Genomic DNA, 23,069 nt, shown 5'->3' with positions numbered 1-23,069 from the left:
TTTCAAGTACGGCCGATGCCGTCCGCCGACGTCCTGCGTCAGCCGTTTGCGCTCTTGGGAAGGGATGTAGGCGCCGCCATCCGTTCGCCGAACGCCAGTATGAGGCTCTTCAGCGAGGGTTCGGCAACACGGCTTGCCGCTTCCTTGTAGTCGACCCATTCAAGGCGCCGCGTGCCCTTTTCGGGGAAGTTCTTGCAGAAGTCATCGAATTCGAGCGCGTGCACCTGGACCTTGCAGGAGATCTTGAGCCCGTGGTTCATGCGCTTCTGGTAGACATAGGCGCCGATTGCGGCCCTCTGCGCCTTGCCTTTCACTCCGGCCTCTTCATAGGCCTCGCGTTCCGCGACCTCATGGGCCCGCTTGCCTTGCATCGGCCAGCCCTTGGGAATGACCCAGCGGCCGGTATCGCGGCTGGTGATCAGGAGGATCTCCAGCGCACCCGTCTTCTTGCGGATCCGGTAGCAGAGCGCAGCATATTGCATGCGCGCCGGGCGACGCAGCATCAGATGCACATCAGCAGCTAACCGGTTCAAAAAGTTCAAGGGGATCAATACTCCTTATGCGAATCAACAGGCATTAGCAGTTTCGCAAGTATGACTCGTCCAGCTTGCCTGTAAATGACGTTTGTACACCCCATAACCGGCGAGATGACGGCGAAGTTCCGACACGTCATCACTCGTTGCGACTATACATAACGCAAAGGCCCCGGTCCCGTTCCCGGCGAATGCGTTTCCATGAAATTCTGATGACAGGCCTACAGCGCCGCGCGTCTAATCAGACGCGCAAAGGTCGCTGTAGAACTTTGAATTGCTGCATGATTTTGTCCTTAAATCGACTCCGATTTGAGGACTCATGCAGTAGAGCGCCGCACGTTCAAATGAACGCACAAAGGACGCTCCTATCCGCTTTCAGTGATGCCACTTGAAAGCGGGATGCTCTAGGATCGGGCGCGGTCCCGCTGCTGAAGCCGCAGCCGGGCGATGCGCGCCCATTCGCCCGTGCGCTCTGCTTCGTATGCCGCAGCGGCGACGAAATCGATATGGCTTTGCGCCGCAATCTTGGCGGCCTCCGGGTCGCGGGCCATGATGGCGTCGTAGATTGCCTCGTGCTGCGCGAGAAGCCGGTCGCGCGCGCCGGGAGCGCCGAACACCGAAGTGCGGTGGAAGAATATCCCTTGGGTCAGAAGCCGGTAGCAGGCGCGCAGCGTATGCAGCAGGATGATGTTGTGCGCACTCTCGCCAATCGCGTTGTGCAGCTCAATGTCGGCCGCGAGCTCCTCGTCGAAATCGCCGTTGCGGTGGGCCGCCCGCATCCGCTCGATGACGCGCGTGAGGATGTCGCGGTCGAAATCGGTGGCGCGGCTTGCCGCCAGCCCCGCCGTCAGGCCCTCGAGTTCCCGCCGGTATTCCAGGTAGTCCTGCGTCGCCTTGTGGTGGCGCCCGATGAGCTCGATCAGCGGTTTCGAGAAGATCTGGCCGACCACGTCGGCGACGAATGTGCCGCCGCCATGCCGGCTTTCCAAGAGTCCACGTGCCTCCAGCTCCTTGAGGGCTTCGCGCAGGATCGGTCTCGATACGTCGAAACGCTTCGACAGTTCCCGCTCGCCCGGCAACCGGTCACCGTCGCGCAAAACGCCTTCGAGGATCAGAAGCTCGATCTGCTGCACGACCTCGTCCGCCGTGCGGCTGTGGCTGATGCGCGCATAGAGGTCGAGCTGGTCTTCAGTCACGGCAATTTCTCCTGATGGAGCAAGACGCTTCCCGCCTTCTCCTCCATGCCGGCTGCAATCTAGCAGGCTGGGAAAAGTGGTCAAATTGATTGTCCACTTTGTCACGGTCGGGACTGACAAAAGTCAAACTGCGTCAATGCGTCCTGTTCAATTTGCCCGACTGGTTGATAAGAAGGTGGTGATGAACGCGTGAGGGGGATGAAGCGCTTCATGGCAAAGGGCAGTTTCGCATTTCCGTCCGCGCCGCTGCGAGCGCAGGTTCTCGGTGAGGTTCACTCGCGGCCCTATGCACTGGTGACGACGCCTCGTGTCATCTTTCAGCTTGCCTTCATGACTGACGGCGGCGCGATCGTCGACCACGCAGTATTGTCCGAGCTGTCGCGCTCACGCGGCATCGCGCCGCCCGGCCGTGATGCCAATCACCATGCCCTTCCTTGGGGGAAAGGCACGTTGCGCTGGGAACGCCACACGGAATTCTCCACCTATTTCTTTGACGCCCCGGCGCCCGACCATTTCGGCGGCGAGGTGCCCATCCACCCGTTCGGTGACGGGTTTTCGCCGCCGGGCACATTGATTTCCGGTATTCGGCTCGAAATCCGGCCGGACGCGCCGGAGACGCGTGAGGCGATCAAGGTCTTCGACCCGACCAGCCTCTGCTGCAGCGAAACCAAGAACGGCCAGGCCGTACTGGTGACGGATTTTCGCCAGAACGGCGACGGGCTGACGCAGATTCTCGTCATTGACCGTGGTCTGACGGAGGCGGGCACGGGCGCGCTCGTGCAGCGCCTGCTCGATATCGAAACCTATCGCACCCTCGCCATGCTCGGCTTGCCGCTGGCGCAATCGCTGTCGCCTGAAATCCGCCGGACGGAGGACGGCCTGACCGGGGTTACCCAGCGGATGAAGGAAAACGTCCGCGAAGAGGCCGACGATATGCTCTCCGAAATCACCCGGCTTGCCGCCGACGTCGAGGCCGGTGCCGCCCTCAGCCTCTATCGTTTCGGTGCCAGCCGCGCCTATTACGGTATCGTGCAGGAGCGCATCCGCACGCTGTCCGAGACGGCCGTGCCCGGCTACGAGACGATCGGCACGTTTCTCGAACGCCGGTTGGCGCCGGCGATGCGAACCTGCCAGTCGGTCGAGGAGCGCCAGGCGAACCTCTCGCGCAAGCTCGCGCGCGCCACGGCGCTTCTCAGAAGCTGGATCGATGTTGAGCTGGAAAAGCAGAACAGCGCCCTGCTGAATTCGATGGACCGTCGGGCCAAGCTGCAGTTGCGCCTCCAACAGACCGTCGAAGGCCTGTCGGTTGCCGCCATTTCCTATTATGTCGTCGGGCTGTTCGGCTATCTCGCCAAGGCCGTGAGCTACGAACTGCCGGTCGATCCCAACCTTTTGACCGGCCTTGCGGTCCCTTTTGCCGTCATAGGCGTCTGGCTCGTCGTCCGGCGCATCCGTCGCCACCACGAAGAGAGCGTGCAGAAATAACATTCGGGTCGCCGCGCGGCTATTGCTCCCAATAGGGCACCGGCCCGTAAAGTGCCGCAAGATAATCGATAAAGAGACGGACCTTGGCCGGCAGGAATTGACGGCTTGGATAAACGGCCGAGAGCGCCAGGTTGCGGGAACCTTCCCATTGCGGCAGCACCTGGACCAACTGTCCGGCGCGCAGTTCCTTGCCGACGTCCCACGTCGAGCGCAGGGCGATGCCGGCCCCGGCGATCACCGCCTCGCGGATGATCTCCGATGAGTTGGTGACGAGAGGTCCCTCCGGGCGATAGGTCAGGCTGCCGCCGGGACCTTCCAGCTTCCAGTTGTCGTTGTTGTGGGCCGGTAGGCATACATGGTTCGCGAGATCGTCGATCTCACGCGGGAGACCGTGGCGGGCGACATAGCTCGGCGCGGCGCAGAGGAGGCGGCGGACAGGCGCAAGCTTGCGCGCGACGAGGCTCGAATCGGTGAGTTCGCCGATCCGGACGGCAAGATCGAAGCCATCAGCGACAATGTCGGCGAAATCGTCGCTGAGAACAATGTGGAGTTTCAGGTCCGGATGATCCTTCATGAAGCCGGTCAGATGTGGTGCGATGTGCATGCGCCCGAAGGACGTTGGCGCGCTGATCCTCAGCGTGCCCTGCGCCTGCGACGAGCGGCCGGATGCGTAGGCTTCCGCATCCTCGATACCGGCGAGGATGCCGAGGACGCGGTCGTAAAAGCCCTGTCCGGCCTCCGTCAGCGAAATTTGCCGCGTGGTGCGCTGGAGAAGCCGCGTGCCGAGTCTATCCTCCAGCCGCTTGACGCGCTTGGAGATCACCGCGGGAGACAGGCTGAGGAGGCGTCCTGCGGCCGACATGCTGCCGGATGAGACGACCCGCGCAAAGATCTCGAGATCGCCGAGATTTGTCATCAATCTTGACCATTATTGCCAAAACGAAAAGGTCACTAGCATTTGCCGCGTGCCGATCCTACTGCAAGTTTCCTTAAATCGTCGCCGGTTTAAGAAAAACATGCAGCAATTCAAAGTGCTACAGCGTCCTTTGCGCGTATGATAAGACGCGCTGCGCTGTAGTGCATTCCGCTTTCACAAAGCGAATGAGATGCTCTAGATTCGTATTGCTTTACACGTGCATTTGAACGCGTGGTGCGCTGGTGGTAAACAAAAAATACCACTTGGTTGCGGTTTGTTTGGGAGGATCCTATGCCGGAGATGATCGGGTTTCTAAAACCGAAACAAGCCGTTCTGGATCGCCGGCAGGAAATTGTTGCCGATCTCAAGGACCTCTTGCCCGAGGGCTGCCTGATCAGCAAGGAGCGAGAGCTGAAGCCCTTCGAGACCGATGCGTTCCTCGCCTATCGGCGGTTGCCCCTTGCCGTCGCTCTGCCGGAAACGACCGAACAGGTGGCTGCCGTGCTCAAATATTGCAGCCGCTACGGCGTTCCCGTCGTGCCGCGCGGCGCCGGCACGTCGCTCTCGGGCGGCGCCATCCCGCAGGAGGATGCCGTCGTCATCGGTCTTTCGAAAATGTCGCGCATCCTCGACATCGACCTCTTCAACAGAACGGCCACGGTTCAGGCGGGCGTCACCAACCTCAATATCTCCGAGGCGGTCTCCGCCGATGGCTTCTTCTATGCGCCCGACCCGAGCTCGCAGCTTGCCTGCACCATCGGCGGCAATATCGGCATGAACTCCGGCGGCGCCCATTGCCTGAAATACGGAGTCACCACCAATAACCTCTTGGGCGTGAAGATGGTGCTTTTCGACGGCACCGTGGTCGAACTCGGCGGCAAGGCCCTGGACGCGGCCGGATACGATCTGCTTGGGCTCGTCTGCGGTTCGGAAGGCCAGCTCGGCATCGTCACGGAAGCAACGGTGCGATTGATCGCCAAACCGGAAGGTGCGCGGCCGGTGCTCTTCGGCTTCGCCTCGTCCGAGGCGGCCGGTGCCTGCGTCGCCGATGTCATCGGAGCGGGCATCATTCCAGTTGCGATCGAATTCATGGACAAGCCGGCGATCGAGATTTGCGAAGCCTTCGCGCATGCCGGTTATCCGCTCGACGTCGAGGCTTTGCTGATCGTCGAGGTCGAGGGATCCGAGGCGGAGATGGACGCGATGCTTCAACGCATCGTCGAGGTCGCCCGCCGCCATGGCGTCACCACGATCCGGGAGAGCCAATCCGCGTTGGAGGCGGCGCTGATCTGGAAGGGGCGGAAATCGGCTTTTGGCGCAACGGGCCGAATTGCGGACTATATCTGCATGGATGGTACCGTGCCGCTAAGCCAGCTTTCGTATGTGTTGCGCAAGACCGGCGAGATCGTCGCCGGCTATGGCCTGCGGGTGGCGAATGTCTTCCATGCCGGCGACGGCAACATGCATCCGCTCATCCTCTACAACATAAACGATCCGGAGGATGCGGCGCGAGCCGAAGCGGCCGGCAACGATATCCTCAAGCTCTGCGTCGATGCCGGCGGCTGCCTGACGGGCGAACATGGCGTCGGCATAGAGAAGCGCGATCTGATGTTGCACCAGTACAGCCGGACCGATCTCAACCAGCAGATGGCCGCGCGCGCGGCCTTCGATCCCGAGTGGATTCTCAATCCGTCGAAAGTCTTTCCGCTCGAAGGGCGGCCGGCAGCATGATCGTCCATTTCGAGCCGGCCAGCGAGGAGGGGATCGCCTCCGTGGTGCGCTCCGCTGCAGCAGAGCGCGTCACTCTGGCAATCGTCGGCGGTGGCACGCGCGCGGGCCTCGGCAATCCGGTGCGGGCCGACCGGACGCTCTCGACGCGTCGCCTCTCCGGCATCGTCACTTACAATCCGGCAGAAATGACCATGAGCGCACTCGCCGGAACGCCGCTTGCCGAGGTGGAAGCCGCGCTTCGAGCCAAAGGCCAGATGCTTTCCTTCGAACCGATGGATCATAGGCCGATCTTCGCCACGTCGGGCGAACCGACGATCGGTGGGGTGTTCGCGGCGAATGTTTCTGGACCGCGGCGCTACGTCGCCGGTGCCGCGCGCGACAGCCTGCTCGGCGTGCGCTTCGTCAATGGCGCCGGCGAGATGATCAAGGCCGGCGGCCGGGTCATGAAGAACGTCACCGGGCTCGACCTCGTCAAGCTCATGGCGGGCTCCTACGGCACGCTCGGGATCCTGACGGAAGTCACCTTCAAGGTGCTGCCCGTTCCGCCGGCGGCCGCGACGGTGGTCGTTTCGGGCCTCAACGACGCGGAAGCTGCCGCGGTCATGGCCGAGACGATGGCGCAGCCGGTGGAAGCTTCGGGCGCGGCGCATCTGCCAGAGAGTGTGCGCGGACGATTCCTGGATGGCGCACTTCCCGACGGCGCCGCAACCGTGCTGAGGCTGGAAGGCTTGGCAGATTCCGTCGACCTGCGTGCTGAGAAACTCACCGCGGCGCTTTCCCGCTTCGGGCCGGTCTCACGCCTCGACGCCGAGGCGACGCATCTATTGTGGGCGGAAATTCGCGACGTGAAACCCTACGCCGATGGTACGAGGCGGCCATTGTGGCGGGTTTCGGTCGCGCCGTCCGCTGGGCACCAGCTCATCGCTGCGCTGCGTCTTCAAACAGGTGTCGATGCTTTTTATGATTGGCAGGGCGGGCTCGTCTGGCTGCGGATGGAGGCGGATGCCGAGGCGGCACTCGTGCGTCGCTATGTCGGCGCGCTCGGTGGGGGCCACGCAAGCCTCGTGAGGGCTGGCGACGACGTGCGGGCCGGCGTTCCGGCCTTCGAACCGCAGGCACCGGCCGTCGCGCAACTGACGGAGCGCATCCGCGCTCGGTTCGATCCAGCGCGGATTTTCAATCCGGGGCGGATGGCAGCAAGGCCTACTGCATGATTCCTTAAATCGGAATCGATTTGAGGACAAAATCACGCAGAAACTCAAAGCTCTACAGCGATCTTTGCGCGTCTGATTAGATGCGTGGCGCTGTAGGCGCCACCGCGATCCGTTCGAAACATGCCAAGGGGGAACTCGATGAGCGATACCGGTCCACGGACACCGCTTTCCCGCCAGACCGATCGCTGGCTGGAGCCGGGCAAGGTCAATATTCAGATCATCTACGTGCTCTACCTGATCGCATTTGTCATCGGTATCACCGCGCTCATCGGGATCGTGCTCGCCTATCTCAACCGCGACAAGGCGGAGCCATGGGCAAGGACCCATTATATATGGGCGATCCGTACCTTCTGGATCGCCTTGCTTTTCTGCATCGTTTCGGCGCTGCTCACTGTTATGATCATTGGCGTTCTAGGCTTTGTCGTCACGGCGGTGTGGATTGTCGTCAGATGCGTAATCGGTCTCCAGAGGGCGGCCCGGGAGGAGCCGATCACCAATCCCGAGAGCTGGCTGGTCTAGCTTGGGAACCCAGGGCGAAATGCGGCGCGCTGATGTCTTCGCCTGCATTCCGCCCTACAGCGCCGCGCGTCTTATCCGACGCGCAAGGGACGCTGTAGCACTTTGAATTGCTGCATGTTTTTATCCTTAAATCGAGTACGATTTAAGGAAACATGCAGTAGGTTATAGGAATGGTTCGACGGCCATGGATCGGTCCGATCCGAATCGTCGCGGCCTACAGCGCCGCGCGTCTTATCAGACGCGCAAAAGGACGCTGTAGCACTTTGAATTGCTGCACGTTTTGTCCTTAAATCGGCTACGATTTAAGGAAACATGCAGTAGGCTCGCAAGGCCTGCCAATTGGAGTATTCGGTTGCAGACCAATTTCTCACCCGCGCAACTCGCCGATCCGCATGTCGCCGAATCCGAAAAGATCCTGCACAGATGCGTTCACTGCGGTTTCTGCACGGCCACCTGTCCCACCTACGTTGTCCTCGGCGACGAACTCGACAGTCCCCGCGGGCGGATCTACCTGATCAAGGACATGCTCGAAAACGGCCGGGCGGCGGACCGGGAAACCGTTACGCATATCGACCGCTGTCTTTCCTGTCTTTCCTGTCTCACCACCTGTCCGTCGGGCGTCGACTACATGCATCTGGTCGACCATGCCCGCATCCACATCGAGAAGACCTACAAAAGACCGTTGAAGGATCGCTTCGCGCGCTCCGTTCTCGCCGCGGTGCTACCCTATCCCAGACGGTTCCGCTTCGCGTTGCGCGCGGCCGGCGTTGCCCGCCCGTTGGCGGGGCTGGCGAAGCGGATCGCGTGGCTGAAGACCTTTGGTGTCATGCTCGACCTTGCTCCGAAGGCGGTGCCGCCAGTGTCTGCAGGGACAAGGCCCGCCACTTACGCGACGAAGGGCGAGCGCCGCGGCCGGGTCGCGATCCTGACCGGCTGTGCGCAGCCGGTCTTGAAGCCCGAGATCAACGAAGCGGCGATCCGGCTGCTGACCGGACAGGGGATCGAGGTTGTCGTCTCCGCCGGCGAGGGCTGCTGCGGCGCGCTGGTCCACCACATGGGACGGGAGGAGCAGGCGCTCAAGGCTGCGCGCCGTAACGTCGATATCTGGCTGAAGGCAGCCGAAGAAGACGGTCTCGACGCGATCATCATTACCGCCTCAGGCTGCGGCACCACGATCAAGGATTACGGCCATATGCTGAGGCTGGATCCGGGATATGCGGAAAAGGCCGCGAAAGTGTCCGCATTGGCAAAAGACGTCACCGAATACCTGGCTGGGCTCGAACTGCCGCAGCGGGAGGCGCGGGGGATGACGGTTGCCTATCATTCCGCCTGCTCGATGCAGCATGGCCAGAAGATTACGACAGTGCCGAAGGAGCTCTTGAAACGAGCGGGTTTCACAGTTCGCGAGCCGGCGGAGGGTCATCTTTGCTGCGGATCGGCCGGCACCTACAACATCCTGCAGTCGGAGATATCGGCGAAACTCAAGGCGCGCAAAGTCCGAAACATCGAAGCGACGAAACCGGACGTGATTGCGACGGGCAATATCGGTTGCATCACCCAGATCGCGACCGGGACGACGCTTCCGATCGTGCATACCGTCGAACTGCTGGATTGGGCCTATGGAGGGCCGAAGCCCGCGGGGTTGTGAAGCCTGAAGAGTGATCGCGTCTGCCCCTCATCCAGCCTGCCGGCCACCTTCTCCCCGCAGGCGGGGCGAAGGGGACTTGCGGCGTCCGCTCAAAACCCCCTCTCCCCGCGTGCGGGGAGAGGGCTGGGGAGAGGGGGCAAACTACCCGCCTATCCCATCAGCCGCCGAAGATCTGGCGGAAAATGTCGACGCCGCGGTCATCATAGTGGACATCGCCGGGTTTGCTGCCAGGCCCGATGACGATTACTTTCGTACCGATGCCGGCACGATCGTAAAGGTGCTCGACATCCTCGTTCATCATCCGGATGCATCCCGACGACATGTTCTGGCCAATGGTCCAGGGCTGGTTCGTTCCGTGGATGCGGAAGATGGTGTCGCGGCCACCCTTGTAGAGATAAAGGGCGCGAGCGCCGAGCGGATTGTCGATGCCGCCTTCCTGGGTGATCGGCAGGATGCGGCCCTTCGCCCGTTCGCGCACGCGCATTTCCGCCGGCGGCGTCCAGGCTGGCCACTCGGCCTTGCGGCCGACCTTGACGACGCCGGACCAGCCGAAGCCTTCGCGGCCGACGCCGATGCCGTAGCGCGTCGCGCGGTTCGGGCCGTCGATGTAATAGAGATACTTGTTGTTCGTATCGACGATAATGGTACCGGGAGCCTCATTCGTCCGGAAACGGACCTTGGTGCGCCAATATTTTTGCGGCGGCCGCTTTTGATGGGCGACCAACAGAACGTCGGAACGCTTGGCGGCGGGCTCCGGTGCGTTCGCCGGCGTGAACGCCGATGCATTTGTCACGGCAAACAGCACCGTCGCCGCGGCAGCGAACGCCACCACCTTCTTGGCATGAAATTTCATTAATGATTCCCTCTCAACCCTTGATCGCGTGCAGGTTCGGTAAATTACCTGCAAGGTCAAGCCTGCGCCATATCAGATAGAGCACAGCCGATGGCGTAACTTGTATCTATCGGAACAGCTGTTGCGTTTGCACCACTGTTCCCCAGTGCAAACGCAAACCGCGCGCGGGTTATTCAGCGCACAAGCGCATTTATATCACGATAACCTTGGTGCCGACATTCACCCGTTCATAGAGATCGACGACATCCTCGTTGCGCATGCGGATGCAGCCGGACGAAACGCCGTAGCCGATCGTCCAGGGCGCGTTGGTGCCGTGAATGCGGTAGAGCGTCGAGCCGAGATACATGGCCCGGGCGCCGAGCGGATTTGCCGGGCCGCCGTCCATGCGGGCCGGCAGATAGTGTCCCTTCGCAGCTTCCCGCGCGATCATTTCCTGTGGCGGCGTCCAGCTCGGCCACTCTGCCTTCCGCGTAATCCGGTGCGCGCCGGCCCATTCGAAGCCCGGCTTGCCGACACCCACGCCATAGCGACGGGCCTCACCTTTGCCGGTGACGAGATAGAGAAAACGATTGTTGGTGTCGATCACGATCGTGCCGGGTTTTTCCGGACCGTCATAGGCCACGGTTTGCGGCAGGAACTGCGGATCGAGCTTCGTCTTTACCGGCTTTTGCGCGCGCACTGCCGCAACCGGCTGAACCAGTGCCGGCCCGGACCTGCGGTTTACCTGGCGTCTTTCGAACTGTTTCCGGGTGGCCGCCGGCATCTGCGGACGGTAAGCGACCGGACGCGCCTGTTGGCCGCCGAGCCGCGTCACCCCAAGCTGCATCAACCAAGGGGCCGTCAGGTCCGGGCTGACGATGACCGGCGGACGATTGTGATACCGGTCGCGCGCTCCGGCCTCAGCGGCAACGACACACAGGAGGGATAGGGCAAGAAAAAGGGATTTCTTCATCATGGGGCGGACTCGCTACATTACGCCAAAATTTTCAAAGAAGGGCTCCATGGGCGGAAAAGGCACCTTTGCGGGCCAGGAGCGCTTGACAATGGCCTGATCGTGGCACCGCGTTGCCACCGAAAGGTAAACGGCCGTTCATTAAAAGGCCGGCGGGTGGATAAAGCTCCGGGTAGGGTTATCGGCCACTTTATGAAAGTGGTTTCAGAGTGGTAAACAGAACAAAAGAGCAACTGAAGCGAGAAAGAGACAATGGCCGCGAAAGGCTTGATTACCGGAGATGATGGACGTGATCGTTGCGCCTGGCACGGCAATCTCGAAGACTACCGGCGCTACCATGACGAGGAGTGGGGCCGCCCGGTCACGGACGATCACCGGCTGTTCGAGAAGATCTGCCTGGAAGGCTTTCAGTCCGGCCTGTCGTGGTTGACAATCTTGCGGAAGCGCGAAGCGTTTCGCGCTGCATTCGCCGGTTTCGATTTCGACCGGGTTGCCGAATTCGGCGAGGCCGATATCGAGCGTTGCCTCGCCGACACCGGTATTGTGCGCCACCGCGGCAAGATCGTCTCGACCATCAACAACGCGCGGCGGGCCAAGGAACTGCGCGCGGAGTTCGGATCGCTTGCCTCCTATTTCTGGTCCCACGAGCCGGATGAGAGCGAGCGTCCGCAGATTGTGAGCTACGAAGCCTTGATCGCTAATCCGACGACCGCCACGTCGACTCGCATTTCGAAGGACCTGAAGAAACGTGGCTGGACCTTTGTCGGACCGACGACGATCTACGCTTTCATGCAGGCCATGGGCCTCGTCAACGACCATATCGAAGGCTGTTTTTGCCGCGCGAACATCGAGGATATGCGGCAACAATTCAAAAGGCCGGCGCGCGGGTCCGCGTGAACCGACGCGCCGGCCGAAAAATCTCTCCCGCGGGCGTCCTGCTTTGTTCAAGAGTAGAATGCCTTGATGGGACAGAAGGTCTCGTTCGTTAGCCGCCGTTCTTGGCGAGCCATTCCTTCATCATCTTGATCTCGCCTTCCTGGGCCTTGATGATGTTTTCCGCCAGCTTGCGGATCTCTTCATCCGTGCCGTGCTCCAGCTCGATCTTGGCCATGTCGATCGCTCCCTGGTGGTGGGCGATCATGCCGCGCACGAAGTCGAGGTCGGTTTTGCCGGTGAAGACGATGTCCATGTCTTTGTGCATCTTGGCGTTTGCCACGGCGAAGGCCTTGGTGGAAGGCGATGTGTCGCCCGCAGGGTCTGCCGCTTGCTTTGAGCCATGCGTATGGCCGCTTTCCTGTGCGAACGAAGGGGCGGTGGCAAGTGCTGCCAACATCAAGGCGGCGGCGATGGTTTTCAGGGACATGATGTTTTCCTTTCGAAATCTATCCGTCATTCGCGCGTGCTTATCGCGATGTGTGGGACTGGTCCGTTTCCGGGCGGAGGCACCGAAAAGCGGAGAGATGTTTCAGACGTTCGGAACGTTCCTCGCGGGTTCGAACAACCGCGGCGTCCTAGATCGAAAGGAAGGGCTTGGGAGGCGGAACCGGCGGTCTCACCTTCACGTCGTCGGGCGCCGTGTAGTGCCGCAATGAAAGGCGGCTGGACGGGGTTACCGGCGGCGTCACCTTGGACTGTGCGGGACTGATTGCCAGACACGCCGCGCAAAGCACGGGATGCAGCAGCTTTGTTGGAAGGTCGCAGCGCTCCCTCGTCTCGCAACGCTCGTCATGGCCTGAAGCATGATGCTCCTCGGCAACGGCCGCCAGATGATGATGTTCCATGCCTGTGGCGGCGACATCCCGCGCCTGTGTCGCGGCTGGCAGGGCGCCGACCACGGGCGCGGACAGGAACAGCAGTACGAGGGCGAGGCGGCGCAGCATGCATGTAAGATAGGTTAAGTTGGCGCGGGTGGAAGAGGTGTTGGCGGCCGCGTCGCGTCGCCTACGGTTCCGCGTGCCGGGGAAAAGCAAATACGCCCTGCAGCGTGCCGTCTCCAACGTCACCGGCAAGCGTCGAATTTCCGACGCAACAGAGCGGCGAGGACTGTCCAGATGGACCACGCACGAGCGTGGAAAAGCAGAAGGAGGATGGCGCCCCGGTCGCCTGCTCCAGAATGTTCAGAATTATCGATCTGTCGTCTCCGTCGTGGGCGCGCAACAGGTCGACGATGCCGCAGGGGTTCCGCGACGTGCCGAGAAGTGCGAGCGTTCGCGGTCCCAGAAGGAAGGTGCCGCTGGCAAGGTGGCAGCGCCACGGCTCGACGAGATAATCCTCTCGCTCCAGATCGCGCGTCCAGCCTTCATGCGCCAGCAGATAGGCGGGCTTGATGGCGCCGTCACCGGAATTCACAAATTTCAGCATGCCGCCAAAATCTCCGCTGAACCCTTGCGTCGTTGACGGGCTCTTCCTCCGCGTCGACTTAACCTATAGGAGAGTGCCGCAATAAGTACAATCACGGATTTGTTATTGACGGGCCGTGCAGTGCGACAGAGCGCCGGAGAGCGCGGGCACGCATCAAGAGGATCTCTCGTTTCCGGTATGTGCGCCCTTTATGCCCGCTGCCCTTGCCGCCCTTGACGTGATCCGGTAGGGAAAGCACCGACCGAATTTGACAGTCCGGAACACTCTTTATGAACGAAAAACAGAAGAAACCGCAGAAGCTCAAGGCGCGCCTGCCGCGCGGCTTTGTCGATCGTTCGGCGGCGGATATCCGCGCCGTCGACGAAATGCTCGCGAAGATCCAGGAGGTCTACGAGCGCTACGGTTTCGATCCGGTGGAAACGCCGTTGTTCGAATATACCGACGCGCTGGGAAAGTTCCTTCCCGACAGCGATCGGCCGAACGAGGGCGTCTTCTCGCTGACGGACGACGACGACCAGTGGATGAGCCTGCGCTACGACCTGACCGCACCGCTTGCGCGGCACGTGGCGGAGAACTTCAACGAGATCCAGCTTCCCTACCGGACTTATCGGGCGGGCTACGTCTTCCGCAACGAGAAGCCGGGCCCCGGCCGCTTCCGCCAGTTCATGCAGTTCGACGCGGATACGGTCGGCGCGGCGGGCGTCCAGGCCGATGCCGAGATGTGCATGATGATGGCCGACACCATGGAAGCGCTCGGCATTCAGCGCGGCGACTATGTCATCCGTGTCAACAATCGCAAGGTTCTCGACGGTGTGCTCGAGGCGATCGGTCTCGGTGGCGACGAGCACGCGAATGCGCGTCTGGCGGTTCTGCGTGCAATCGACAAGCTCGACAAGTTCGGCCCGGAAGGCGTGCGACTGCTGCTGGGCGAAGGCCGCAAGGATGAAAGCGGCGACTTCACCAAGGGTGCGGGCCTGAACGACGAGCAGATCCGCAAGATCCTGTTTTTCGTCGGCATCGCCGACTATGCAAAGAGCGCTGCGGAGCTCGCCGAGCTCGTTGCCGGAACCGCCAAGGGCGGGGAGGGCGTCGGGGAACTCAATACGATCCGCAGCCTCGTGCTCAGCGCGGGCTATGAAGCGGACCGCATCAAGATCGACCCCTCGGTCGTGCGCGGCCTTGAATACTACACTGGCCCGGTCTTCGAGGCCGAATTGCAGTTTGCGGTGACGAACGAGAAGGGCGAGAAGGTCGTCTTCGGCTCCGTCGGCGGTGGCGGCCGCTATGATGGCCTCGTCTCGCGCTTCATGGGGCAGCCGGTCCCGGCAACCGGCTTCTCGATCGGCGTGTCGCGACTGATGACGGCGCTGAAAAACCTTGGCAAGCTCGGGACCGAGGAGGTGATCGCGCCGGTGGTCGTCTGCGTCATGGACCGTGACATCGAAAGCATGGGCCGTTATCAGCGCTTCGTCCAGGAACTGCGCCACTCCGGCATCCGGGCCGAGATGTACCAGGGCAACAAGAAGAATTTCGGCGATCAGCTCAAATATGCCGACCGCCGCGGTTCCCCGCTGGCGATCATCCAGGGCGGCGATGAACGCGCCTCGGGGGTCGTGCAGATCAAGGACCTGATCGAGGGCAAGCGTCTCTCGGGTGAAATCCAGGACAATGTTGCCTGGCGCGAGGCGCGCGTTGCCCAGATTTCTGTGCCGGAAAGCGATCTGATCGAGAAAGTCCGTGAGATGCTGGCGGCACAGGCTGAGGACCGAACGAAGGCGAACTGACGGCGATGCCTCTGATCAACCTCCCCGCCTTTGCTGGCGACCTGCTTGCCGATTTCGAGCGGATGGAGACGCTGCGTGTCGATACGCCGGTGATCCAGCCGGCCGAGCCCTTTCTCGATATGGCAGGCGAAGACCTGCGGCGGCGCATTTTCCTGACGCAGAGCGAGACGGGCGAGAGCCTTTGCCTTCGTCCTGAATTCACGATTCCGGTTTGCCTTCGCCATATCGAAACGGCGACCGGTACGCCGCAGCGCTATGCCTACCTCGGTGAAGTGTTCCGCCAGCGGCGCGAAGGTTCGAGCGAGTTCTATCAGGCCGGCATCGAGGATCTCGGCGAGCCGGACACCGCGCGGGCGGACGCGAGAGCCGTCGGCGACGCGATGCAGGTTCTTGCGAACAGATTGCCGGGACGGCGGCTGAAGGTGACGCTGGGCGACCAATCGGTGTTCGAAGCGGTGATTGCCGCCTGCGGGCTGCCTGCCGGCTGGCAGAAGCGGCTGATCCATGCCTTCGGCGACCCGAAGCAGCTGCAGAAACTTCTGGCAGAGCTCGCCGATCCGAAATCGGCGGGCGTCTTCGGCCATGAGGTCGAGCGGCTCGCCATCACGGGCATGCTGGAGGACGAGGGCCGGCTCGTTGCCCATATCGGCCAGATCATGGAGGCAACCGGCTACTCCACCAATGCCAGCCGGTCGCCGCGCGACATCGCTCGCCGTCTCAAGGAAAAAATGGAGCTGGTAAACACGCGGCTGGACAAGGCCACGCTCGCCGTCATGCGCGAATTCCTGACGCTGGACTTGCCGCTTGCCGATGCGCCAGCCGCACTTTTCCGCTTCGCCGCGAAGTCCGGGTTGAAAATCGAAGCCGCATTGTCGCTCTTCGATGAACGCGTCGTTGCCCTTTCTCGCGCAGGCGCCGACATAAGTCTCATCCGCTATCGCGCCGCCTTCGGTCGTCCGCTCGACTATTATACCGGCCTCGTCTTCGAGATAGAGGCCGACGGGACGGCGGCCGTTCTCGCCGGTGGCGGACGCTTCGACCGGCTGCTGACGCTTCTGGGCGCCCGCGAACATATTCCGGCGGTCGGCTTCTCCCTCTGGCTTGACCGGATCGAGCAGGCGGTTTCTGCCGCAGGGGGCGCGAAATGACGATCACGATTGCACTGCCTTCGAAGGGGCGGATGAAGGACGATGCTTCGGTGATCTTCGAACGGGCCGGGATGAAGATCGTCGCGGTCGGCAACGACCGCTCCTACCGCGGCCGCGTCGAGGGCTGGGACGACGTCGAGATCGCCTTTCTCTCGGCCTCGGAAATCTCCCGCGAGATCGGCAGCGGCTCTGTCGATTTCGGCGTCACCGGCGAAGATCTCGTTCGCGAGGGCCTGGCCGATGCGGATGCGCGCGTAGAATTCTGCGCGCGGCTAGGCTTCGGCCATGCCGATGTCGTCGTGGCCGTGCCGGAAATCTGGTATGACGTCGACACCATGGCGGACCTCGGCGACGTTGCTGCCGATTTCCGTGCCCGTCATGGCCGCAGGCTGGCGATCGCCACCAAATACTGGCGCTTGACCCAGCAGTTCTTCTCCGGAAGCCATGGCATCCAGCTCTATCGCATTGTCGAAAGCCTGGGCGCGACCGAAGGCGCACCGGCGTCCGGTTCCGCCGACATCATCGTCGACATCACCTCGACCGGCTCGACGCTGAAGGCTAACCACCTCAAGATCCTCTCGGACGGTGTAATCCTGCGGTCGGAAGCCTGCCTCGTCAGGGCTAGGAAGGCTGCCCATGCGGGCGATCCTGTCGTCGACCGGATCATGGCAGCGGTGCGCGCAGCGCTGTGAAAGCCCGCGGCAGGCCTGAGGTGGCACGCAGGAAATTTTGCCACGGGTGCTGACAAATGGAATCGTGACGACCTATGTAGGGGCGGCACATCCCACCTTGGCCCACCCACCTCGAGGCATCCTTATGGCTGATCTTTCCTCTTTCCCGATCACGACCCGCTGGCCGGCGACCAACCCGGACATCATCCAGCTCTATTCGCTGCCGACCCCGAACGGCGTGAAGATCTCTATTGCCCTGGAAGAACTGGGCCTGCCCTATGAGCCGCATCGCATTGCGTTCGATGCCAACGAACAGAAGTCGCCCGAATTCCTGTCGCTCAACCCGAACGGCCGCATCCCGGCGATCATCGACCCGAACGGACCAGGCGGAAAGCCGATCGGTCTTTTCGAATCCGGTGCGATCCTGGTTTATCTGGCAGAAAAGACGGGAAAGCTCATCCCGACGGATGCCGCCGGCCGCTACGAGACGCTTTGCTGGGTGATGTTCCAAATGGGCGGCGTTGGCCCGATGCTCGGTCAGTTCGGGCATTTCTTCAAGTTCGCGGCCGAAAGGGTTGCCAACAACTCCTATCCCGTTGAGCGCTACCGGGACGAATCGAAGCGCCTTCTCGGCGTTCTCGAGACGCGACTGAAAGGCCGGCAATGGCTGATGGGCGACGAATACACGATCGCCGACATTGCCACTTACCCGTGGGTGGAAGGCGCGCGCAGATTCTATGGCGGTGCCGAAGTGCTCGACTACGAGGGCTTCCCGAACGTCATGGCCTGGGTCGATCGCGGTCTCGCCCGACCGGCTGCGCAAAAGGGGATGGAAATCCCGCGGAAGCCCTGATCCTGCGGGCGGTGTTGCCGTTCCGTCCGAGTTGACGAAGCTCGGGCGGAGAGGGTACGGCTGGCGGAACGCGAGCATCAAGAGACGGGTGGAGCAGGTGTCGGGAAGACTTGTTGTTGTCGGCGGCGGTCAGGCCGCGTTCGCCTTGGTTGCCAAACTTCGCGCTTTGAAGGACGAGCGGCCGGTGGCGATCGTGTCTTCGGAGTCAAGCCTTCCCTACCAACGGCCGCCTCTTTCCAAAAAATATCTGCTTCGCGAAATGACGCTCGATCGGCTGCTCTATCGGCCAGAGGCCTGGTATTCGGAGCACGACATCGACATTCGCCTTTCGACGACCGTCACACGCCTCGATCGCCGGCAAAAACAGGTCAATTTGAGCGACGGATCGGTGCTCGACTACGAGACGCTTGCCTTCGCGACCGGGGCGACGCCGCGCCGATTGCCCGCCTCTATCGGTGGCGATCTTGCTGGCGTCTATGTCGTGCGCGATTTCAAGGATGCCGACCTGCTCGCCGAGGAAATGCAGCCCGGGCGCCGGGCATTGGTGGTGGGTGGGGGCTATATCGGTCTCGAGGCCGCGGCGGTCGCCCGGACGTGCGGCATGGAAGTAACCGTCATCGAAATGGCGGATCGCATCCTGCAGCGCGTGGCCTCGGCCGCGACGTCTGCGATCGTCCGCGAGATTCATCGCTCCCGCGGCGTCGATATCCGCGAAGGCATGGGGCTCCACCGCCTGGTTGGCGACAACGGGCGCGTTACAGCCGCGGAGCTCGCGGACGGCTCGACGATCCCCGTCGACGTGGTGATCGTCGGCATCGGCATTATCGCCAACGATGCTCTGGCGCATGAGGCAGGCCTGGAGACCGCCAACGGCATCATTGTCGACAGCTACGGCCGAACGTCCGATCCCGCGATCTTTGCCATGGGCGACTGCGCGGTCCTGCCGTGGCAAGGCATGCGGATCCGCCTGGAATCGGTTCAGAACGCCGTTGACCAGGCGGAGGCAATTGCTGCCATCCTCACGGGTAGCTCCGAGCCCTACGATCCGAAGCCCTGGTTCTGGTCGGACCAGTACGACGTGAAGCTCCAGATCGCCGGCTTCGGTCTCGGCCATGACGAAACACTTGTCCGTCCGGGCCAGCGTGAAGGCAGCATATCGGTCTGGTATTTCCGCCAGGGCAAGTTCATCGCCGTCGATGCGATCAACGATGCCAAGGCCTATGTGACGGGAAAGAAGCTGCTCGAGGCGGGGGCGACACCGGATCGAGCGAAACTTGCCGATCCTGACACCGATCTCAAGTCGCTGCTCGTATAGGCGGCGGCATCGCTCGGATTTCGGAATCCGTTAACGAAGAAAGCACTGTTCCGTTTCGGAGCGGTGGCCTTCAACCGATCTTCACGCTTCCTTAAAGGACGAAACGTCAACAGATACGACCGAGGCGGCGCGGGTGACCTGCGTCCGCGCACTGCTTTATTTAGGCGATCTGTGATGTTCAAGATCCTGACATGCCTCGTGGTGGAACACGATCCGCGAATGGTCGTACTGGCGGCGTTGATTTGCTTCCTGTCGAGTTTCGGCGCGATTACCTTGCTTCAGCATGCGCGCGCTGCGGTCGGCAGACCACGCGCAGTCTGGGTCGCCGCTGCCGGCATCGCCAGCGGCTTCGGGATATGGGCGACCCACTTCATCGCCATGCTTGCCTATGATCCGGGTGTTGTGGTCGGCTATCAGATGAACCTCACGACACTGTCGCTGGCGGTCGCAATTGTCCTGACGACATCGGCCCTCGGCATCGCAACCTATGTGACGGGACGTGGCGGCTGGTTGTTCGGCGGGCTGGTGCTTTGTGCCGGCGTCGCCTCGATGCATTTCCTCGGCATGGCGGCGCTTGACGTCGCCGGCTCCATCCGCTGGGACGGGATGCTCGTCGTCCTTTCGATCCTTGCCGGATCGCTGTTCGATGTGGCCGCGCTCTTTGCGGTCGCCCGCAGTGATCAGCCGCTGCGGGCCAAGTTGCTTGCGACGTCCGCAATGACGCTCGGCATCGTGGTGTTGCATTTTACCGCGATGGGAGCGGTGACGATCGAAGCCGGCCCGGTCGCCCAAGCGGGCGCAGGCATGATGCAGCCGCATCTCTTGGCCTTCGTCATTGCCGGAACGGCATTCTTCCTGCTGTCGATCGTTCTGATTGCCGCTGGTTTCGCCCGTCAGGCGGAAGTCCTGGCTGCCGCCTCGCAGAAGGAGTTTTCCCGCTTCGTCCGGAGCGTCAAGGACTACGCAATCTGCATGCTCGACATTGATGGTCACGTGACCAGTTGGAACGCCGGCGCCGAGGCGAACAAGGGGTACATTGCCGACGAGATCATCGGCAAGAATTTTGCCTGCTTCTACGCACCGGATGAAAGGCAGGCCAACCTGCCGCAAAAGGCGCTGCGCCTCGCCCTTCTCGACGGAAAATACGAGGCGGAAGGCTGGCGCTATCGCAAGGACGGCACGCGCTTCTGGGCGCATATGGTGATCGAACCGATCATCGATGAAGCCGGACGGCACGCCGGCTTCATCAAGATTGCCAAGGACATCTCCAAGGAAAAGGCGAATGCCGATCGTATCGCCGAAGTCAGCAAGAATCTCGACATCGCGCTGGAGAACATGACGCAGGGCATATGCCTGTTCGACAAGGCCGACCGCCTGCTGATCTCGAACGGGCGTTGCCTGGAGATCTTCAATCTCTCGGAATCGATGGCCGGCAGGGGACTGACATTCCGGCAAATTCTAGCGCGGGCCTTTGCCAGCGCCTATCCTGATCCGGCAGTCGCCAAGGCCAAGGCTGATGCGGCCTATCAGAAACACCGCATCGACATTGTTGGCACGGGCGGAGCCGATCTTGTCGAGAAGCTGCCGAACGGGCGTTCGATCCTGACGAAGCACCGCATGTTGCCGGACGGCGGCTGGGTTTCCACCTATGAGGACATCACCGAGCGACTGGACTCCGAGGAGCAGATTTCGTTCCTCGCCCGACACGACAGCCTGACGGGTTTGCCCAATCGGTTGCAGTTCAACAGCTACCTCGAGGAGGAGCTCGATGCCGCTGCCTGGTTCTCGCGCAAGGTGGCCGTCATCGGCATAGACCTGAACAAGTTCAAGGAAGTCAACGATTTGCATGGGCACGCTGCAGGCGACTTCGTGCTGGTCACGATCGCGCAGCGGATGAAGGCGCTTCTTCAGGAGGGCGAGTTCGTTGCCCGTTTCGGCGGCGACGAATTTGCGGCGGTGAAGCGTTTCGAGCAGCTTGCTGAACTCCATGATTTCCTGCGGCGCATTGAAAATTGCCTGCATGAGGAAATGCGCTTCGGCGATTTCGAGCTGAAATCCGGCGGTAGCATGGGTGTCGCGATCTATCCGCAGGACGCCGAAACCGCCGACATGCTGATCAACAATGCCGATCTCGCCATGTATCGCGCCAAGGCGGCATTGAACCAGGCGGTCTGCTTCTACGAGGTCTCGATGGACGAGGCGGCGCGCAAGCGCCGGGCTCTCGCCAACGACCTATGGGATGCGATCAAGAAGAGGCAATTGGCGCTTCACTATCAGGTGCAGAAGTCGGTGATGACCGGCGACGTCACCGGCTATGAAGTGCTGCTGCGCTGGCACCATCCCGAGCGCGGCATGGTCCCGCCGAACGAATTCATCCCGCTGGCCGAAGAATGCGGGGCGATCCTGCCGATCGGTGAATGGGTCCTGCGCGAGGCCTGTCGCGAGGCGGCCGGATGGGACAGCCAACATAAGATTGCTGTCAATATTTCGCCCGTGCAGTTGGCCAATGGCGACATCGTCAGCCTTGTCCAGCAGGTGCTCATGGAGACCGGACTCAGCCCGAAGCGGCTCGAATTGGAAATCACCGAGTCCACCATTATCGACGACAAGGAGCGCGCGCTGCTGACGCTCCGCCGGATCAAGGAACTTGGCGTCACCATCGCCATCGATGACTTCGGCACCGGTTACTCGTCGCTCGAGACATTGCGGTCGTTTCCCTTCGACAAGATCAAGCTCGACAAGAGCTTCATGTGGGAGGTCGAAGGCAGCCCCCAAGCCAAGGCGATTGTCCGGGCCATCCTCGCCCTTGGACAAAGCCTTTCCGTGCCGGTCCTGGCCGAGGGCGTCGAAACGCAGAAACAGCTCGACATCCTTCAAGCGGAGGGTTGTGACGAGGCACAGGGATACCTGCTTGGGCGACCTGCGCCCATCGGCGCAGTCGCGGGCACTCGGGTACAAGCCGCCGTCGCTTGACGCGCCTGCGGCGGTGGGGCCAGAGACCCAAGGCCAGAGACCCAAGGAAAGTGCGTGACGTCAGGAGTTGCGCAGTTTCATGGAGCTAGGTCACTGCCGATGAAACCATGAAATGGCCTATTGCCTAACCATCGCCTGCGCACCCTCGATCAGAAAGCGCGGGAAGAAGAAGACGCCCAGCATCGAGCCTGAATAGCGCTCTTCCAGGCCGGACGACTCGCCGATGCAGAAGAGGGGCTGCCTCTGCCCCGTTTCGAGGATGATCGTCGTGGAAAAGCAGAAGGTTGAGGAGGACGTTGCCGCCTGCTCGAAGAGTTCGAGCACGTGATTGCGATCGGCCGGATCGTAACAGCGGACGAAATTGAGCAATCCGCACTCGTTTTCACGCAGGCCGTGAATCGCTGCGGCGTTGTCACCGAGGACGAAGAGGCCTGTGGTGAGATCGCCGGACCAGGCCTCGGAAACGCAGAATTGCGCAGGTATTTCCTGATGCGGCAGGCCGTGAATGCCGGAAGATAGGGGAGTTGTTCTTGCGATCTTAAACACGGCTTGCCCCAGTAGCGAACGTCCGCATCTAATTCCGGACAGACGCATTCCAAAAAAGACCGCTCGCTGCTGCTTATCCGAGGGCCAAGCCACTCGTGGGCATACTGATCTCTTGTCGATAGGTCCGACGCAGAAATGACAGCCCGCCAAGCGAAGTCATTTCGCAAGAAGGTCGGCTATACTGGCGATCAAATATCTATACGCTTTTGTGTATTATGTTCTCTGCGAGGACCAGGTACACAAGCCAGCATCGAAACTCGAGCAAATGCTCGTTCAGTTTGTGTCTGCTTTCCGGTCTCGCGTGAATCTGGCGTTCACTTGGGGCGTTGTTATAGTTCGTTTTTTTCCAACTTCAACGGTTTTTTGCACCA

At 61.6% G+C, this 23,069-nt stretch carries 21 protein-coding genes; 12 read left to right on the top strand and 9 right to left on the bottom strand.

Going from position 1 to position 23,069, the window contains the following annotated elements:
* Nucleotides 1–38: 38 nt before the first annotated feature.
* Together PZN02_RS02140 and PZN02_RS02135 are read right to left on the bottom strand one after the other, a co-directional pair.
* Nucleotides 39–542, bottom strand: a complete 504-nt coding sequence (locus tag PZN02_RS02140) for an NUDIX hydrolase (RefSeq protein ID WP_280659999.1) — start codon at nt 540–542, stop codon at nt 39–41.
* A 395-nt stretch (nt 543–937) separates the two neighbouring features.
* Nucleotides 938–1,729, bottom strand: coding sequence for a FadR/GntR family transcriptional regulator (locus PZN02_RS02135; RefSeq protein ID WP_280659998.1), 792 nt, complete (start codon nt 1,727–1,729; stop codon nt 938–940).
* Nucleotides 1,730–1,939: 210 nt separating this feature from the next.
* Between PZN02_RS02135 and PZN02_RS02130 the strand changes: the two genes are divergently transcribed.
* Nucleotides 1,940–3,214: a DUF3422 family protein gene (locus tag PZN02_RS02130; protein ID WP_280659997.1), complete on the top strand. Its 1,275-nt coding sequence runs from the start codon at nt 1,940–1,942 to the stop codon at nt 3,212–3,214.
* 19 nt (nt 3,215–3,233) lie between these two features.
* Here PZN02_RS02130 and PZN02_RS02125 read toward each other — a convergent pair whose 3' ends face one another.
* Nucleotides 3,234–4,130, bottom strand: a complete 897-nt coding sequence (locus PZN02_RS02125) for a LysR family transcriptional regulator (RefSeq protein WP_280659996.1) — start codon at nt 4,128–4,130, stop codon at nt 3,234–3,236.
* A gap of 291 nt (nt 4,131–4,421) precedes the next feature.
* Here PZN02_RS02125 and PZN02_RS02120 point away from each other — a divergent pair, with 291 nt between their 5' ends.
* From PZN02_RS02120 to glcF, 4 genes are all read left to right on the top strand, one after another.
* On the top strand, nt 4,422–5,861 hold the full coding sequence (locus tag PZN02_RS02120; protein WP_280659995.1) for an FAD-linked oxidase C-terminal domain-containing protein: 1,440 nt from the start codon (nt 4,422–4,424) through the stop codon (nt 5,859–5,861).
* Nucleotides 5,858–7,075: a glycolate oxidase subunit GlcE gene (gene glcE, locus PZN02_RS02115; protein ID WP_280659994.1), complete on the top strand. Its 1,218-nt coding sequence runs from the start codon at nt 5,858–5,860 to the stop codon at nt 7,073–7,075. The genes PZN02_RS02120 and glcE overlap by 4 nt, the downstream gene beginning before the upstream one ends.
* 138 nt (nt 7,076–7,213) lie before the next feature.
* Complete coding sequence (locus PZN02_RS02110) at nt 7,214–7,594, top strand: DUF4870 family protein (RefSeq protein WP_280659993.1); 381 nt, start codon at nt 7,214–7,216, stop codon at nt 7,592–7,594.
* Between the two features lie 352 nt (nt 7,595–7,946).
* On the top strand, nt 7,947–9,242 hold the full coding sequence (glcF, locus tag PZN02_RS02105; protein WP_280659992.1) for a glycolate oxidase subunit GlcF: 1,296 nt from the start codon (nt 7,947–7,949) through the stop codon (nt 9,240–9,242).
* Between the two features lie 157 nt (nt 9,243–9,399).
* Here glcF and PZN02_RS02100 read toward each other — a convergent pair whose 3' ends face one another.
* Both PZN02_RS02100 and PZN02_RS02095 read right to left on the bottom strand, forming a co-directional pair.
* On the bottom strand, nt 9,400–10,095 hold the full coding sequence (locus PZN02_RS02100) for a L,D-transpeptidase (RefSeq protein ID WP_280659991.1): 696 nt from the start codon (nt 10,093–10,095) through the stop codon (nt 9,400–9,402).
* Nucleotides 10,096–10,285: 190 nt separating this feature from the next.
* Nucleotides 10,286–11,050: a L,D-transpeptidase gene (locus tag PZN02_RS02095; protein ID WP_280659990.1), complete on the bottom strand. Its 765-nt coding sequence runs from the start codon at nt 11,048–11,050 to the stop codon at nt 10,286–10,288.
* Nucleotides 11,051–11,299: 249 nt separating this feature from the next.
* On the opposite strand from PZN02_RS02095, the gene PZN02_RS02090 reads away from it, so the two are divergent.
* Complete coding sequence (locus PZN02_RS02090; protein ID WP_280659989.1) at nt 11,300–11,944, top strand: DNA-3-methyladenine glycosylase I; 645 nt, start codon at nt 11,300–11,302, stop codon at nt 11,942–11,944.
* An 88-nt stretch (nt 11,945–12,032) separates the two neighbouring features.
* Here the strand turns inward: PZN02_RS02090 and copM are convergent, their stop codons facing one another.
* The 3 genes from copM to PZN02_RS02075 form a co-directional block, all read right to left on the bottom strand.
* Entirely contained in the window at nt 12,033–12,410 is a 378-nt protein-coding gene (copM, locus tag PZN02_RS02085) for a CopM family metallochaperone (protein WP_280659988.1), read from the bottom strand.
* Nucleotides 12,411–12,558: 148 nt separating this feature from the next.
* Complete coding sequence (locus tag PZN02_RS02080) at nt 12,559–12,927, bottom strand: hypothetical protein (RefSeq protein WP_280659987.1); 369 nt, start codon at nt 12,925–12,927, stop codon at nt 12,559–12,561.
* Nucleotides 12,928–12,988: 61 nt separating this feature from the next.
* Nucleotides 12,989–13,408 (bottom strand): hypothetical protein, encoded by a 420-nt coding sequence (locus tag PZN02_RS02075; protein ID WP_280659986.1) that lies wholly within the window; start codon nt 13,406–13,408, stop codon nt 12,989–12,991.
* Between the two features lie 269 nt (nt 13,409–13,677).
* Here PZN02_RS02075 and hisS point away from each other — a divergent pair, with 269 nt between their 5' ends.
* The 6 genes from hisS (at nt 13,678) to PZN02_RS02045 (ending at nt 22,152) form a co-directional block, all read left to right on the top strand.
* On the top strand, nt 13,678–15,192 hold the full coding sequence (gene hisS / locus PZN02_RS02070) for a histidine--tRNA ligase (protein ID WP_280659985.1): 1,515 nt from the start codon (nt 13,678–13,680) through the stop codon (nt 15,190–15,192).
* A gap of 5 nt (nt 15,193–15,197) precedes the next feature.
* Complete coding sequence (locus PZN02_RS02065) at nt 15,198–16,340, top strand: ATP phosphoribosyltransferase regulatory subunit (protein ID WP_280659984.1); 1,143 nt, start codon at nt 15,198–15,200, stop codon at nt 16,338–16,340.
* Nucleotides 16,337–17,032: an ATP phosphoribosyltransferase gene (gene hisG, locus PZN02_RS02060; RefSeq protein WP_280659983.1), complete on the top strand. Its 696-nt coding sequence runs from the start codon at nt 16,337–16,339 to the stop codon at nt 17,030–17,032. Before PZN02_RS02065 ends, hisG begins: the two co-directional genes overlap by 4 nt.
* A gap of 124 nt (nt 17,033–17,156) precedes the next feature.
* Nucleotides 17,157–17,864, top strand: coding sequence for a glutathione binding-like protein (locus tag PZN02_RS02055; protein WP_280659982.1), 708 nt, complete (start codon nt 17,157–17,159; stop codon nt 17,862–17,864).
* Between the two features lie 97 nt (nt 17,865–17,961).
* The gene (locus tag PZN02_RS02050) at nt 17,962–19,179 is read left to right on the top strand and encodes an NAD(P)/FAD-dependent oxidoreductase (RefSeq protein ID WP_280659981.1); all 1,218 of its coding nucleotides are present in this window, start codon (nt 17,962–17,964) and stop codon (nt 19,177–19,179) included.
* A 174-nt stretch (nt 19,180–19,353) separates the two neighbouring features.
* The gene (locus PZN02_RS02045) at nt 19,354–22,152 is read left to right on the top strand and encodes a bifunctional diguanylate cyclase/phosphodiesterase (RefSeq protein WP_280659980.1); all 2,799 of its coding nucleotides are present in this window, start codon (nt 19,354–19,356) and stop codon (nt 22,150–22,152) included.
* Between the two features lie 117 nt (nt 22,153–22,269).
* On the opposite strand, the gene PZN02_RS02040 is transcribed toward PZN02_RS02045, so the two are convergent.
* A complete protein-coding gene (locus PZN02_RS02040) occupies nt 22,270–22,698 on the bottom strand; it encodes a hypothetical protein (RefSeq protein ID WP_280659979.1) in 429 nt (142 codons plus the stop codon).
* Nucleotides 22,699–23,069 lie beyond the last annotated feature (371 nt).

This window comes from Sinorhizobium garamanticum, from assembly GCF_029892065.1.
GTDB lineage: Bacteria > Pseudomonadota > Alphaproteobacteria > Rhizobiales > Rhizobiaceae > Sinorhizobium > Sinorhizobium garamanticum.
The sequence above is the reverse complement of the archived record's forward strand: the minus strand, read 5'-3'. Positions and strand labels throughout refer to the sequence as shown.

Coding starts and splice junctions, on each gene's coding strand:
- PZN02_RS02130 (WP_280659997.1), top strand. CDS start 1,940: ATGGCAAAGGGCAGTTTCGCATTTCCGTCCGCGCCGCTGCGAGCGCAG.
- PZN02_RS02125 (WP_280659996.1), bottom strand. CDS start 4,130: ATGACAAATCTCGGCGATCTCGAGATCTTTGCGCGGGTCGTCTCATCC.
- PZN02_RS02120 (WP_280659995.1), top strand. CDS start 4,422: ATGCCGGAGATGATCGGGTTTCTAAAACCGAAACAAGCCGTTCTGGAT.
- glcE (WP_280659994.1), top strand. CDS start 5,858: ATGATCGTCCATTTCGAGCCGGCCAGCGAGGAGGGGATCGCCTCCGTG.
- PZN02_RS02110 (WP_280659993.1), top strand. CDS start 7,214: ATGAGCGATACCGGTCCACGGACACCGCTTTCCCGCCAGACCGATCGC.
- PZN02_RS02100 (WP_280659991.1), bottom strand. CDS start 10,095: ATGAAATTTCATGCCAAGAAGGTGGTGGCGTTCGCTGCCGCGGCGACG.
- PZN02_RS02095 (WP_280659990.1), bottom strand. CDS start 11,050: ATGATGAAGAAATCCCTTTTTCTTGCCCTATCCCTCCTGTGTGTCGTT.
- PZN02_RS02090 (WP_280659989.1), top strand. CDS start 11,300: ATGGCCGCGAAAGGCTTGATTACCGGAGATGATGGACGTGATCGTTGC.
- copM (WP_280659988.1), bottom strand. CDS start 12,410: ATGTCCCTGAAAACCATCGCCGCCGCCTTGATGTTGGCAGCACTTGCC.
- PZN02_RS02080 (WP_280659987.1), bottom strand. CDS start 12,927: ATGCTGCGCCGCCTCGCCCTCGTACTGCTGTTCCTGTCCGCGCCCGTG.
- PZN02_RS02075 (WP_280659986.1), bottom strand. CDS start 13,408: ATGCTGAAATTTGTGAATTCCGGTGACGGCGCCATCAAGCCCGCCTAT.
- hisS (WP_280659985.1), top strand. CDS start 13,678: ATGAACGAAAAACAGAAGAAACCGCAGAAGCTCAAGGCGCGCCTGCCG.
- PZN02_RS02065 (WP_280659984.1), top strand. CDS start 15,198: ATGCCTCTGATCAACCTCCCCGCCTTTGCTGGCGACCTGCTTGCCGAT.
- hisG (WP_280659983.1), top strand. CDS start 16,337: ATGACGATCACGATTGCACTGCCTTCGAAGGGGCGGATGAAGGACGAT.
- PZN02_RS02055 (WP_280659982.1), top strand. CDS start 17,157: ATGGCTGATCTTTCCTCTTTCCCGATCACGACCCGCTGGCCGGCGACC.
- PZN02_RS02045 (WP_280659980.1), top strand. CDS start 19,354: ATGTTCAAGATCCTGACATGCCTCGTGGTGGAACACGATCCGCGAATG.